Genomic DNA, 15,136 nt, shown 5'->3' on the forward strand with positions numbered 1-15,136 from the left:
TTTTGAGCATCTAATAACGAAAAGTAATACGTCACTGCATAGGCTGGATTGCTTCCTGATATCTCATTGTTCTTTAATGTTAAATCTATTGACGTGATGCCGTCTGGTGTGCCATCATCGCAAACCTGAAGTGGAGTTGGAGCGACAGCTGTTGGGTTGTTATTAACAGTAATATTAAAATTAATCGTCGTTATTTCACAAGCAGTTGTATTGTCTTCGACTTTAACAACAATATTTTGTGGATTATTTGTGTTGGTATATAGGCCAGTTATTGGATTAATGTTATTGTCTGCATTAAATTGTGTTTCATAATAGCTAATTGTGTAGGCTAACGGATTTTGAGTGCCTAAAACTTCAGCATCAAATTGTGATAAATCTAAAGTAGCTTCATCAGGAATATCGCTGCAAACTTCAAAATCGTTTACTGTATTATTTTGCGGTAATGGATTTACGGTTAAATCCATATTAGCAATTCCAAAACATTCATTTGCATTTTCAACTCTAATAAAAATAGTTTGTAAAAAAGGTGTTGTATTTGTGTATAAATTTGGTAATTGATTAATTTCTAATTGTGCGTCGTTTGCAGTTGCATAATAATCTACATTTAAACCTGGAGGTAAAGCGGCTAAAATTGTAGCATCTGCATCAGAGAGTGTAAACTCAGTTATACCATCGTAACCATCAATTCCACCATCGCATTCGCTTAATCCTGCATTACCAATATCTGTAGCTGTTACATCTAAAACATATTCTGCAGTTCTAAAACAACCTGTAGTTGCATTTTCTATTCTAACATATATAGTTTGTGGATTGACTGTATTTGTAAAAGGAAAAGGAGTGACTTCATTTATTCCTCCTAGAGCATCAGCTTGGTTTAAATGGTGTGTGTAAATAAATCCTGTTGTGTCTCCACTAACCATAACATTCTCATTGGCTTCATTTAAATTGTATTCTGTAAAACCATCTGGTGTACCGTCTTCATCACATTGAATTAAAGTTGCGTTTTGTACTTCTGGTAATTCATCTACAACAATATTAAATTGCGTTGTAGTAAAGCAATTAGCAACTCCACCATCTAAACGCACAAAAATAACTTGCATGTCTACTGTTGTATTTGTGAAAGTTGTTGGATTTAAAATTGGATTTATATTGGCAATCGCATCAGCTTGATTTTCATAATAAGTAACAGTAATACCTAATTGACCATTAATTAATGCTGCATCTTGTGTTGTTAAATCGAAAAATGTAAAACCATTCGTGTCATCTCCATCAACATTAGTGTCACATAAGCTATAATCCGGAATCATTGTTACTGCAGGTTGACCTTGTGCAATAATATTAAAAGAGGTTGTAGAGAAGCAGTTGGATGTTGTGTCTTCTAAACTTACAAAAATCTCTTGCATATTAGCAATGCTGTTTGTGAAAGTTGAAGGATTAACTATAGCATTAGCAATAGTATTGTTTGCAGCATCTATTTGATTTTCAAAATATGTTACTGCTATGTTTGCTTGCCCATTAACCAGAGCAGCCTCTTGAGAAGGTAAATTAAATTCTGCAAAACCATCGCTATCTGGATCGCAAATACCATAATCTGGAATTGCTGTGATACTAGGTTGTGGGTTTACTATTAAGTTAAAAGGTGTTGCAGAAAACGCATAACAATTGTTGTTTGGTGATGTTGGTGTAATACGTATAAAAATTTCGTCTGGATTGGTAACAATAGGAAACGGACTCGTTAAAGCATTTGCACCTGTATCTGCATCTGTAGCAGTTTCATGATATGTTACATTAAAATCGAGTAAACTTTGTGTGCCTAAAATAGTATTAGTTTGCGCTTCTAAATTGAATTCGTTTGTACCATCGTCGCACAGTTCCATGTCAGGTGGCATGTTAATTACAGGTTGTGGATCTACTATTAAATCGAATTCCTGAATAGTAAAGCAGCCAGTAGTAGTATTGGTTATGGTCGCATAAATAGTTTGGTTATTACTAGTATTAGTATAAGTATTAGGTGTTGTTATAACATTAGAACCAATATTTGCATCGCTCTCGTTTAAATAATACTCAACAGCAACATTGGTTTGAGTACCAATAATAAGAGGTGTGTTGGTTTCTAAATTAAAATTGGTAGTATTATCGTTAAAAGGCGCAACAGTGTCGCACTCAATTATATTTAAAGCATTTCCTGTTGGATCTGTTGGGTCTACTGGATCTGTTTCGCTTACAGGTGCTTCTGCAAATTGAGCTGTTCCTGTCCATTCTAAACTAAAAGGGCTATTACCAATAGGTCTATCGATTACTACAAAATAGGTTTCTCCAGCTAAAGCATTAATTTCATTTACAAAACTATTTCCTTCAGGTCCTGGACCATCACTATCCTGAGCGCCATTTGGTGATTGCGCTGCAATAATATTATTCATTCCTGTTAAGTTATTGCCTTGATTAGCTGCTTGAGGATTAGTTGTGTTACAGCGTATTGGTTGACCTAAATTACCACAAACTGGATCTGGACCAAAAACAAAAAAATCGTAATCCTCTGCTATGTTTGTACTTCCCGGAGTTAATGTAAAGGCTAGTGTTCCATTAGTAGTTACAGTCGCTTCAAGCCATAGACTATTGTTTTCATTACTTCCACATGAATTAGGGAATTCAATACCTCCAGTTCCTGGACCACTTACATCTAACACAATATCTGAATCACCACAGACAACAACAGAAGTAGTACAATCGCTCTGCGCTATTGCTGAAACAGATTGAAATAATAAAATAAGCGTGAATAATAATTTAGATGTATTCTTTAACATTGAGATTTTTTTATTTGAAAAATTTTATGAGGGCAAATTTACTATTATTATAACAACTGAGTCATTAAAAGTCCTAACAAAGCACAGAAGAATAATTAGAAACTATAAAAGCTTTTGAATATTAGCGTTTTAAAGTAAAGTGGTTTTTAAATTCGCGACCATCGTCTAGTGTTACAGAGAACCAATAATCGTTTTGTGGTAAAGGTATTCCGTCTAACGTACCATCCCAACCTGGACCATTTGGTTTAAGTTGTGTTATGAGTTTTCCATAACGGTTGTAAATAGATACTATAGCATTTGAGTTTAGAGCTCTATTGGCACCATAAAAATGCCATGTGTCGTGTTTTCCGTCTCCATTTGGAGTAAAGTATAATGGAAAACCTATTATAGAAGCTTGAGTTTCTATAGTACCACAATTATTTTTTACATCTCTAATAAATAGTTGATAGCTACCAGGACGTAAATTGGTAAACACATTATTAGCTTGAAAAGGTGTAGTAACACCTTCTTCATTTTCTATGGCATACTCGTAATCTCCTTCTCCTGAGGTTATAATTGTAATACTATTATTTTGAAGCTGAGCATCTGTAATAATAATATCTTCCACTGTAGCAATATTAGAAGCTTCTATAGTAAAAACTCTTGTGCTAAAGCAATTTGTGGTATTATTAGTTACTGTAACTGTGTATGTGCCAATAGTATTTACAGCTATACTCTCTGAGGTTTCACCAGAACTCCAATTAAAACTATAATTAGAAATGTTAGCATCTTGTAAACCAGACTCTAAAATTAATGAAAGTGAGGTATCATTAATGCAATATAAAATGGTTTCGTCTGCATCAAGTTCTGGAAGTGTGTTTATGGTTAAATTAACTTCATTTATACCATAACATACATTACCATTTTCTATTCTAGAGTATATAGTTTCGGCATATGGTGTTACATTATTATAAACTAAAGGCAATTCATTTTGTTCTAGTAAAGCATCATTATACGTTGCATAATAACTGATAGTAAATCCACTTGGTAAGCCCGTTAATATAATTGGCGAATAGTCGTCTAAATTAAAAGCATTAATTCCATCTGGAGAATCTGCTTCATCACAGACTTCTGGTGCATTATAATTTGCAACTTGAGACGTACTTACGCCAATAGTTAATACCGAAGTATTAAAACAAGACGTATTATCGTCTATTACACGAACATAAACATCTTGAGGATTAGACACATTAGTGTATGCAGATGCATTTAATGGGTTTGTGCCAGTTTCGGCATTCATTGGTGTTAAAAAGAATTGTGTTGAAAGTCCTGGAACATTTCCTGTTAATTCTTCGTTAGCCTGATTTAAATTAAAAGTAGAAAAATTTGAAGTTCCACATTGAAATAAACTCGCATCAAAAGCATCTGGACCTGTTGTATACGTTACAATGGCTTGTCCGTTTTGGTCACCACAATTGGTGTTTGTCTCTATAAATACTTGATAATTTCCAGGACCATTTATTGTGAGTTCATTACTTGTTTCTGTTAACGGATTGCCATCTTGAGTCCAAGTGTATGTTGCACCAGGAATAATTTCGGCCGTTAAATTATAGACATCATTTGTACAGAGTGTAAGATTTAATGTGTCGCTTCCATTTTGAATAATATCTATTTGCTGTGTAAAAAACGATTGAATAAATGGAGGTAAACCTTGTCTGCTTACATTACCAGCAAGTCCAACATTTTGATGTTGATAAGTACAAGCTGTACCTAAACTATTGGGTTCTGCTATGGTGCTTAATGCAGCAACACCATCACTGTAAGTTGAGCTTTGCGAACAGTAAATTTTTCCGTTAGGTCCTAATTGAAGGCTGCTTCTATAGAGTTGACGTTGCGTAATTAAAGTTTTACTAGCAGAAATGTCTAATGCAAAAATATTGTATTGCAATAGATATGAAATGTTTATGGCTGGTCCACCTAAATCTGCTGGATTTTCTACTGAATCGTAGGTAGATACATATAATAATTGACTGTTTGGAGAAAACTCGACACCATAAGATAAGTCAGACAGTGTTTGTGTTTGTAAAAACTCAGGATTGCTAACTATTCCTGTGTTTGAATTAAAATCTGCAATAAATATACCATCTGTTCCATTTGCACTAGCTAATTTTGCACCATCAGGCGACAACTTTAAATAACCACTAAAGTCGTTAATTGATATTGCTAAAGTAGATTTTACTGCAGTTGTATTTACACCAGTTGCGCTAATCTCGAAGGCATGAAAAGTGTCCATGCTAGCTGCACTTGTTCCAGCAAAATTAGAAAAAGCAATCACCCAAATATTACCTGTAAGGCAATCTTTTAAAACGGCTGAAATTTTTTCGGAACACCTGTTTAATAATTCAGTTTGAGAGCCAACAACTTTACCTAATCCACCATTAAACGTTAAATCTACAGTGTAGTAATTTAGACCTGTAGGATTAGAGTTGGAACCTACAGTAAAAACATAATAAATATTAGGATCGTTAGGTTTTGGAATGGCAATAGCAGACTGAGTACTAGAATCGTCTCCTAGTAAATTACTTCCATTCTCCATAATGGCATGGTTAGCATTATAGATTGTGGTACCATCTGTGTATAAAACAAGGTTTCCGTTCTCATCTGATATGCTTGTGCAACCTTCTGCAGTATTTAATTGTCCGTCGTTAACAGAGGACACCGTATTATTTGTTAAGTCAAAACTTATGCCAGCATTATTACCAAAATACCAATTCGCAGCTTGCTGTTGTGCTAGTGCTAGCGAAGACCATAATAAGGCAACACAAAGTATTGCTATTTTAAGAGACTTAGTCATTTACTATCGCTTTAATGTAAAGTGGTTTCTGTATATACGACCATCTTGTAATGTTACAGAAAACCAATAATCGCTTTGTGGTAAAGGTAACCCATTAAAAGTGCCATCCCAACCACGACCAGAAGGTTTAATTTGTGTAATAAGCTTTCCAAAACGGTCGAAAATTAAGATTTCAGAATTAGGCTGAAATACACTAGATACTCCATATACTTGCCATGTATCGTTTATGGTATCTCCATTTGGAGTGAAAAATAAAGGAAAGCCAATAATTGAAAGATCTTGTTCTATTTCGCCACAATTGTTTTTAACATCTCTAACTTTTATACTATAAATGCCAGCAGGTAATTGTGTAAACACATTATTGGTTTGAAAAGGTGTAGTATTTCCATTTTCATTTTGCAATGCATATTGGTATTCGCCCTCACCACTTGTTATAACAACTACCTGATTATTGTTTAAACTACCATCTATAATTTCAATATCTTCTATTGTTGCTGTATTTGATGGTATAATTGTAATGCTTCTAGAAGCACTACAACCTGTGGTGTTGTTTGAAACGGTTACTGTATAGTTTCCTATTGTATTGACTTGAATACTCTCTGTAGTTTCTCCATTAGACCAGTTAAAAGTATAGTTTGAAGGCGTGTCATTTAGTCCAGCGTCTAAAGTTACAGTCGTTGGAAACTCGTTTAAGCAGTATAGTATTGTTTCGTCTTCTTCTAATTGAGGTAATGGGTTTACTGTTAAATAGACATTGTTTATTCCATAACATGCATTGTCGTTTTCTACACGAACATACAAGGTTTGGTTGTATGCTATTGTGTTTTCGTAAGGAGAAGTTAATGCATTGGTTTCTAAAAGCGCATCGTTTGCATTCTCGTAATACGATATTGATAAATTGTTTGCAGGAAGACCGCTTAAAATATTTGCAGAAGAATCATCTAGATTAAAGGTGTTTTTTCCATCTTGACTGTCTATCTCGTCACAAACAGCTGGAGCATTATAATCTGAAATTTGTGTATCGCTAGTTTCTAATATCAATTCAGAATAATTAACACAACTTGTCATGTTATCTGTTACTCTAACGTATACAGTTTGCGGATTAGAAGTGTTATTATATGCAGTGCTATTTACTGCATTTACATTATCTTCAGCATCATTTTGAGAAACAAAAAATTGTGTCGTTACATCTGTAGCACTTCCTGTAATAGCAGCATTAGCTTCAGTTAAATTAAATACAGTAAAACCATCTACAGTTCCATCTTCATCACATTGATACAAATCGGTATCATTAGCTTCTGGAATTGGATTAATAATTAAATTAATACTTCCTGTAGTGAAACAGTCTGTATTGTTTATGTTTTCAATTCTAATAAATAAAGGCTCAACAAAAGGTGTTTGATTTGTGTAGTTATTAGGATGATTATTTACACCAGCATCAGCATCGGCTTGTGATTCGTGGTATGTAATGTTAAATAATCCAGCGTTTTGCGAACCTAGAACGTCAGCATTAAAATCTGATAATGTTATTTCGGTTTGGCCATCCATAGGATTAGCATCATTATCGCAACCTTCAAAATCGTTAGATGCCGAAATTATAGGAGTGTTAAAGACTCTTAGTTCGAAACTTGTAATATCATAACAGCGCCTGTTATTAATATTATCTATTCTAGCATATATGGTTTGTGGATTGCTTGTATTTTGAAATAGACCAGTAATAATATTAGAATTAGCGTTAGCGTCTTCAGGAGAAGTATAATATTTTACACCAAAAATTGCTGGATCTTGAGTATCTAGTATTGCAGCTGTTTGGGTAGATAAATCAAAATTAAATACACCATCTCCATCATTATCACAGGCTTGTAAATTTGCTGGAGTAGAGGCAACTGGAATATCAAAATAATTAACATTAGCTTCTCCAATAAGTTCTCCACAAGATTCGCCATTTACTTCAATTTCAACTCTATATAATCCAGGAGTAGAAATAAATAAATCGAAATCATTTTCTGGTAAAAGCACACCATCTTGAGTCCAAGTATAAATTGCTCCAGGAATATCGTCTGCCATTAAAGTGTAGGTGTCACCTGTACAAAGTGGTAAATTAGTTGTATTTGCACCATTTTGTATGATGTCTATATTTTCACTAAAAAACGATGTGATAAATGGTGGTAAACCTTGTCTAGAATCGTTAGTTAAAGCTATGGCGTTGTGCTGATAATCGCAGCCAATACCAGCTTGATTTGGATTATTTACTACAGAAAGAAACGGATTTCCATCACTATAGGTGTCACTCATGGCACGATATAGCCTGCCATCTGGACCTAATTGTAAACCTCCTCTATAAGTTTGTCTTTGGTCTAAAATAACTTGACTATTATTAACATCTACAGGATTACCAGCAGTTAAATTATATTGTAGAAGGCCACCATATTGGCTGGCTGGATCGTTAATGTTTCCACCACTAGAGAAAAAAGTAGTAACATATAATAAATTATTATTAGGAGAAAACTCTACACCATAAGATTGTTGTGGAGAACCACTAGGAGAATTAAAATTAATAGTTATGGCCTGATTAAGGCTAACGACACCTGTATCTTTATCAAAATCATATAAAATTAATCCACTACCAACATTGGCACTTACTAATTTTGTGCCATCTGGAGAGAATTTTAAATAGCCTCTAGCTTCAGAAGTACTTATGCCTGCTGGAGAAGTAACAGGAGTTGTATTTACACCAGCATCAGTTACTTGGTATGCAAAAAAAGTATTATTTGTATTTGAAAAACCACTTGAATTAGCAAAAGTTATAACCCAAATATCTCCAGAGTCGCAATCTTTTAAAACAGCACTCAATTTTTCGGAGGTATTATTAATTAATTGTGTTTCAGAGCCTGCAACAATATCTCCTAATCCACCATCTAAAGTCATGTTCACTTCGTAGAAGTTAAAACCAAAATCTGAGCCATCTATAGAATCAGAATCTACAGTAAAAATATAGTATATGTTGGGATCGTTTGGTTTTGGTATAATTATGGCAGACTGTGTGCTCGAAGCATCACCTTTTAAACCGTTACCATTTGGCATTACATTATGGTTGGCATTGTAAGCAGTTCTTCCATCTGTATAAAATAAAAGGTTTCCATTTGTATCAGAGATACTTGTACAACCTTCTTCTGTAGATAATTGTCCATCACTAACGGCTGTAACTGTATCAGCATCTATATTGAAACTAATACCAGCTTTATCTCCAAAGTACCAATTAGAAGCTTCTTTTTGTGCATTAGAAAATGCACAGCATAGAAGCGTGATTATAAGTATAGCAATCTTTTTCATGTATTGTAAGCAATAGCTATCAAAGGTATTGTAAATACCTTAACTTATCAATAGATAAAATGTTAAAATAGAGGCTCTTCTTAATCTTGTTTACTATAAATCGCGTTTTAATAGTAGTCTGTAAGAGAAGAACATAAAAATGGCAGTCCAAACCAGAACTATAGCAATTTCAAACCAATGTACAGCATAATCATAGCTTAAGTCTTCTCCTGCTACACTTGCAATTTCTTTTACAGCTCCTAGTCTAGAGAGTGGTTGGTCTATTAAGTTAGACATCGCTTTTAAAGGGAAAAATTGTGTAATAGCATCTGCATACTGAAAGTCTTTTGTGGTTTCTAGAATAAAAAGCACAAATCTGGCTATACCTTCAATCATAATATACCAAAGTAAAATAAAACCTAAAGCAAAAGCAGAGCGTTTAATTAATATCCCTACAAACAAGCAAAAAGAGAAGAAGCCTAACAGTTTAACAAAGAAAGCGAGCAAGTATTCTAAATCAGAAAAAATGATACTAGCTTCTGTATAACTAGAAAAAACTAAACCAAGAATTAAAGATAAAATAAAGATGTAGAGTGTTGAAAGGAATGCGAAAACGGTAACTGTAGCAAACTTAGAAATTATAAATTCTTTTTTGCTCAAGCCATCAATTAAGTTCTGTTTAATGGTTTTGTTGCTATACTCATTAGCAACCATAGAGACTATTACTATAGCAAGAAAGAATTTTAATTCTGCGGCTACATATGTGTTAAAATGCCAAATATATGGGAAGTTAAAGATACCCATTTCGGCTGCATGAAATTTAAAAAAGCCAAAATTAAACTTTATTGAAGCAAACAATGAGATGAAGCCAAGCAAAACAAAATAGGCAAGAATTAAAAATTTACTTGCTTTATTATTCCACAGTTTTATAAATTCTATGTTTAAAAGTCTTAACATGAGTATTGGTTTTTATTCTGAAATTTTTCAGATGTGATTTTTAATGCTAAAAATAAGTTTAGCATTAGTATTGATTGTTTCTTAGTTATTATCTGTAAGCTGAAGAAATTGTTCTTCTAAACTTTCTTTACGCATGACCAAGTGAGAAATATAAATACCGTTTTCTACTAATTGTTTGTTAAATACTGAAGCAGATAGAGTTGCATTTAAAAATGCTGTAATTAAGCCTTCTTTCGTTATTGTTTTTTCTATAGAAGCGTGCTGTTCTAAAAAGGCAAGCAATTTAGAGTCATCTTCACATTTTAATTCAAAAAAACCATGGCTAGAAATCATCTCGTCTACACGACCAGAGTATAATTTTTCTCCTTTTCTTAATACTACAACATGAGAGCATACTTTTTCAACTTCATCTAATAAATGCGAAGCTAAAAGTATAGTTGTGCCTTGGCTAGCAATTTTTCTTATGATATCTCTAATTTGGTGAATACCTTGAGGGTCTAAACCATTTGTTGGCTCATCAAGAATTAATATTTCTGGGTCGTTAAGTAGCGCAGAAGCTATAGCTAGACGCTGTTTCATACCTAAAGAAAACGCTTTAAATTTACTGTGCATACGTTCCTCTAAACCTACTAATTCTAATTTCTCTTTTATTTTATCTTCGCCAATACCTTTAATTTTACATACTAATTGAAGGTTTTTATAGGCAGACATGTAAGGATAGAAGTTTGGACGCTCTATAATAGCACCAACTTTTTTTAAGGCTTCGTGAGTAGACACCTTACCATCAAACCATTTAAAATCGCCACTTGTTTTATTTACAACATTTAGAGTAATACCTAAAGTTGTAGATTTCCCGCTTCCGTTTGGTCCTAAAATGCCATAAACATTACCTTTTTTAATAGTAAAAGATAAATTATTAACAGCGGTTAAAGTCCCAAATTTTTTAGTAAGATTATTAATTTGAAGAATATTTTCCAAGATGATTGATTTTTTTTTGATGTTATGATTTCTATAAAACATCAATGGGTTTAAAAGTAAGACGAAGCTACTAAACTTTTGTTACATATTATAGAAATAAAAAAAGCATTCTGGATAAGAATGCTTTTTAATTTATTTAAAATTAATTTTAAAAATGATATTAATTCCAATGCTCATCAAAATCTAAATTATCGTAATCGTCAATATCAAAATCGTCGTCAAATTCGCTATCAAAGTCATCGCTTTCGGCTTCAAAAATTCTATCTGGAGCATCGTCTGGCACTTGACCTTGAACAAACATTAAATTTGGGTAATCTACACCTTCGTTTTCTTCAGAAATTTCTGCTAGTTCAACATAAAACGTCCACATACTTAAAAAATCATAAACATAAATTAGTTTTGTTTGTGCTTCGTGAACAGTATCAGACAATATAGTTTCGTTCATTAATTTAACCTGATTAGCACCTTCGCTCATATCAAAAAGTGAAATTTCTTCACCTTGATTCCATTGGTCGTCACTTAAATAAAACGATGCCATTTCTGTGCCATCAAAACCAAAAGATTGCGTAATAATATTATGCAAATCCTCCATAGTGTCAGTTTCTTTAATCTCTAAATCACGAAACACATCGTCTTCTGTATCGTTGTCTAAAATGACTCTAAATCTATAAATCATAATTTAATTTTGGTTTGCAAAGGTATAACTGTCGTCTATATTTCTTCAGTAATAAAAATACTTTTGCGTCTGTTTTCTAAATATATATAAAATTGGATACCAAATAAAATAGTAGCAACTACTAAATGTAAAGGTTGTGATAAAAATGGAAAGTCGAAATAATACATTGCAATACCAGATACAACTTCAAAAACAATACAAATAATAACTAAGTTTATTTTATTAAAACCTAATGTCATGCTTCTGTTTCTTAAATATAACCAAGCATTTGTAAAGAATACGACAAAAGAAAAACTACGATGCACATAAAACTGCAATGTTGGATTTTGCATCCATAATTCTTTTATATAACCAATGTTTTTTACTTGCTCGTCTACGTGATGTCGCACTTGAGTGCCTAATACAATTTGAATTAGCGTGAGTACTAATGCGAAAAGTAAAACGTTTTTGAATTTTGAATCTGTAATTTGGTTTTTAAAACTGGTTTTAGAAGCGAAAATAATATACAAAATAAAACCAACAATTATTAAAGCCATAACCATGTGAATGGTAATTTTATGTGGTGCTAAATTAGAGTCTACAACCGTTTTGCCAAGCCATGCTTGAAATGCCATTCCAAATACTGTGAGTATTGAAAGAATGGTTATCCATTTGTTTTTACGCCAAAACCAAAAAGAAATAATGGTAAAAATTAGTATTGGAATTCCTGATAAAGCACCAAGAAGTCTATTAATATATTCTACCCAAGTATGTGTAGCATTAAAAATAGCATAATCGTGTTTTGTGTAGGTTTTCCAGTTGTTTAAATTTATACTTTTTGAGGACATAAAATTGTTTTCAGCAACTAAAAGCACTTCATCTTTAATAATTACAATGCCTTCTTTGTACTCATGATTTGGCTTAAATTCTAAATCTGAAGCTTGTGTTGGCGGAATATAATACCCAAAACATTTTGGCCAATCTGGACAACCCATTCCTGAGCCTGTCATACGCACTACAGCTCCAGCGATTATTACCAAATACACTAAAACTAAGGCTGTTTTTGCTATGGTTCTAAAGTGTTTTTTCATCTAATTTAATATTTTTTTAAAGCACAAACTGTTTTCCATGTCTTTGTACTGTCCGTAATTTGGAAAAACGTTATACTTACATTTTTTATAGAACTGGAGAGCTTCAGTTTGCCTTTTACCTGTTTCTAAAATCGAGTTCTTATAACCTAATTCATGAGCCCAAACTTCTAGTGTTTTTAAAATTTGTGCTGCAATGCCTTGTCCTCTAAACTCTGTAAGCGTAAACATGCGTTTAATTTCTATAGTGTCTTTATCAAAAGCTTTAAAGGCTCCACAACCAACAGCAGTATTGTTTTGGTAAGCAACAACTGTATGTTTTAAAACGTCTACATTATTAAACTGATTATAAAAATCATGTTCATCACCATCAGTGATTTTGAGATAGCTATCCAAAGATTTAACTAATGCTATAAAATCTGGATTACTAGTACTTGTTTTTACAATTTTAAGAACCATTAATCTGAAATTTTTAAACCCAAAGCTTTACCTTTTTTTACCATTAAATTAAAAGCAGCTTCATATTCGTTAGGTATGTCGCCTTCTAAAATAGCTTCTTTTATGGCTTCTTTAATCATACCAATTTCTCTTGAAGGTTTTAAATTAAAAGTCTTCATGATTTCTTCTCCAGAAACAGGTGGTTGGAAATTGCGAACACTATCTTTTTCTTCAACTTCAATTATTTTTTCTCTAACAATTTTAAAATTGTTGTGGTATTTATTAAATTTCTTAGGATTCTTAGTTGTTATGTCTGCTTCGCAAAGCGTCATTAAATCGTCTACATAGTCTCCAGCATCGAACACCAAACGACGCACTGCAGAGTCTGTTACAATATCTTGAGCTAAGACTATTGGTCTAGAGCTCATGAATACTAATTTTTGGACAAATTTCATTTTATCATTCAAAGGCATTTTTAAACGCTTGAATAACTGATAGACCATTTTAGAGCCTTCAAATTCATGTGCATGAAACGTCCAACCTACTTTTTTGCTAAACTTTTTTGTTGGTGCTTTTCCTATATCGTGTAGTAATGCAGCCCAACGTAACCAAACATCTTCTGTGTGTTTTGAGATGTTATCAACGACTTCTAATGTGTGGTAAAAGTTGTCTTTGTGCTTTTGCCCTTCTACTTCATCAATGCCTTTTAAAGCAGTTAGCTCTGGGAGGATATATTTTAATAATCCTGTTCGTTCTAATAGCAAAAAGCCTACAGAAGGTTTTTTACTGCATAGAATTTTATTGAGTTCTACTACAATACGTTCGTTGGTTATAATTTTAATACGCTCACTATTTTTTGTAATAGAGTCGAGCGATTTTTTTTCAATACTAAAGCCTAATTGCGCAGCAAACCTAATCGCTCGCATCATGCGTAATGGATCGTCGCTATATGTAATATCTGGATCTAAAGGTGTGCGAATTATTTTATCTCCTAAATCTTTAACACCATTAAAAGGGTCTAATAAATCACCAAAATTACTTTCAGATAAATCAAGCGCTAAGGCATTAATACTAAAATCACGACGGTTTTGGTCGTCTTGCAAAGTGCCATTTTCTACTGTAGGATTTCTACTGTCTTCGTTGTAGGATTCTTTTCTTGCTCCTACAAATTCAACTTCAATAGTGTCAAGCTTTAACATTGCAGTTCCGTAGGTTTTAAAAACCTGAATCTTAGGCTTATTTGGTAAGTTTTTGGCGACTTGTTTCGCTAAAGCGATTCCGCTTCCAATAGCAACCACATCAATATCTTTTGCATCACCACGTTGCAATAAATAGTCACGTACAAAACCACCAATCACGTAGCTGTCGAGATTTAACTCTGCTGCAGATTTAGAGATCGTTTTAAAAATATTGTGCTTTAATGCTTCTTTGTGATTCATCCTTATTGCCAACTAGCTACTCACGTATAATTTTAACACCACCACTATTACTTAATTTAATAATTGTCGATGGATTTCCTCCGTTTTTTTGCTGATTCAAATTTACGACATAATCCACACCTTTTAAAACGGCTTCATGTATTTCTTTAAAGGATTTTGGTGTTGGTTTACCAGAGATGTTTGCAGAGGTAGATACTAACGGCTTTCCTAAATAACGAATTAATTTTTTGCAAAAATCATGATCGACAATTCTTATTGCTAATGTATTATCGTTTGCGACTAAATTTTCTGCTATTCCAGCTGGAGCATCGTAAATTACTGTAGTTGGTTTATCTGCAATATCTAAAATTGTGTAGGCCATTTTAGGTACATTATCGACATGTCTTTCTAGCATACCATAATTATTTACTAAACAAATTAATGCCTTGCTATCGTCTCGTTGTTTTAAAGCATATATTTTTTGTACTGCTTCTGCATTTGTAGCGTCACAGCCAATGCCCCAAACAGTATCAGTTGGATATAATATTAGACCTCCTCGTTTTAAAACTTCTAAGGCTTTTTCAATTTCTTCTCGCATTGTTTTTTTATTCTACTACAAAATTAATTTATTTTAGTGGATATGTTTACTTTTA

At 33.0% G+C, this 15,136-nt stretch carries 10 protein-coding genes; all 10 read right to left on the minus strand.

From position 1 onward, the window contains the following. Positions 1-2,804 (minus strand): hypothetical protein (locus P8H50_RS05575; RefSeq protein ID WP_300206463.1); only part of this gene is annotated, 2,804 nt, incomplete at its 3' end. A gap of 121 nt (positions 2,805-2,925) precedes the next feature. Then, positions 2,926-5,637: a T9SS type B sorting domain-containing protein gene (locus P8H50_RS05580; RefSeq protein ID WP_300206465.1), complete on the minus strand. Its 2,712-nt coding sequence runs from the start codon at positions 5,635-5,637 to the stop codon at positions 2,926-2,928. Positions 5,638-5,640: 3 nt separating this feature from the next. Continuing rightward, a complete protein-coding gene (locus P8H50_RS05585; RefSeq protein ID WP_300206467.1) occupies positions 5,641-8,970 on the minus strand; it encodes a T9SS type B sorting domain-containing protein in 3,330 nt (1,109 codons plus the stop codon). Positions 8,971-9,063: 93 nt separating this feature from the next. Then, on the minus strand, positions 9,064-9,906 hold the full coding sequence (locus tag P8H50_RS05590) for an ABC transporter permease subunit (RefSeq protein WP_300206469.1): 843 nt from the start codon (positions 9,904-9,906) through the stop codon (positions 9,064-9,066). Positions 9,907-9,987: 81 nt separating this feature from the next. After that, entirely contained in the window at positions 9,988-10,884 is an 897-nt protein-coding gene (locus P8H50_RS05595) for an ATP-binding cassette domain-containing protein (RefSeq protein WP_300206471.1), read from the minus strand. 160 nt (positions 10,885-11,044) lie between these two features. Then, positions 11,045-11,560, minus strand: a complete 516-nt coding sequence (locus P8H50_RS05600; RefSeq protein ID WP_300206473.1) for a hypothetical protein — start codon at positions 11,558-11,560, stop codon at positions 11,045-11,047. 35 nt (positions 11,561-11,595) lie between these two features. Beyond that, positions 11,596-12,630, minus strand: a complete 1,035-nt coding sequence (locus P8H50_RS05605) for a heme A synthase (protein WP_300206475.1) — start codon at positions 12,628-12,630, stop codon at positions 11,596-11,598. After that, positions 12,631-13,086 (minus strand): GNAT family N-acetyltransferase, encoded by a 456-nt coding sequence (locus P8H50_RS05610; RefSeq protein ID WP_300206478.1) that lies wholly within the window; start codon positions 13,084-13,086, stop codon positions 12,631-12,633. Next, complete coding sequence (locus P8H50_RS05615) at positions 13,086-14,504, minus strand: HD domain-containing protein (RefSeq protein WP_300206480.1); 1,419 nt, start codon at positions 14,502-14,504, stop codon at positions 13,086-13,088. Before P8H50_RS05615 ends, P8H50_RS05610 begins: the two co-directional genes overlap by 1 nt. A 16-nt stretch (positions 14,505-14,520) precedes the next feature. Beyond that, positions 14,521-15,081 (minus strand): L-threonylcarbamoyladenylate synthase, encoded by a 561-nt coding sequence (locus P8H50_RS05620; RefSeq protein WP_300206482.1) that lies wholly within the window; start codon positions 15,079-15,081, stop codon positions 14,521-14,523. Between the last annotated feature and the right edge of the window lie 55 nt (positions 15,082-15,136).

It is taken from the genome of Lacinutrix sp., assembly GCF_029238095.1.
Lineage (GTDB): Bacteria > Bacteroidota > Bacteroidia > Flavobacteriales > Flavobacteriaceae > Lacinutrix.

What these genes read in the sequence shown, in the direction of transcription:
- P8H50_RS05585 (WP_300206467.1), bottom strand. Translation starts at nt 8,970, where the DNA reads ATGAAAAAGATTGCTATACTTATAATCACGCTTCTATGCTGTGCATTT.
- P8H50_RS05605 (WP_300206475.1), bottom strand. Translation starts at nt 12,630, where the DNA reads ATGAAAAAACACTTTAGAACCATAGCAAAAACAGCCTTAGTTTTAGTG.
- P8H50_RS05590 (WP_300206469.1), bottom strand. Translation starts at nt 9,906, where the DNA reads ATGTTAAGACTTTTAAACATAGAATTTATAAAACTGTGGAATAATAAA.
- P8H50_RS05610 (WP_300206478.1), bottom strand. Translation starts at nt 13,086, where the DNA reads ATGGTTCTTAAAATTGTAAAAACAAGTACTAGTAATCCAGATTTTATA.
- P8H50_RS05620 (WP_300206482.1), bottom strand. Translation starts at nt 15,081, where the DNA reads ATGCGAGAAGAAATTGAAAAAGCCTTAGAAGTTTTAAAACGAGGAGGT.
- P8H50_RS05615 (WP_300206480.1), bottom strand. Translation starts at nt 14,504, where the DNA reads ATGAATCACAAAGAAGCATTAAAGCACAATATTTTTAAAACGATCTCT.
- P8H50_RS05580 (WP_300206465.1), bottom strand. Translation starts at nt 5,637, where the DNA reads ATGACTAAGTCTCTTAAAATAGCAATACTTTGTGTTGCCTTATTATGG.
- P8H50_RS05600 (WP_300206473.1), bottom strand. Translation starts at nt 11,560, where the DNA reads ATGATTTATAGATTTAGAGTCATTTTAGACAACGATACAGAAGACGAT.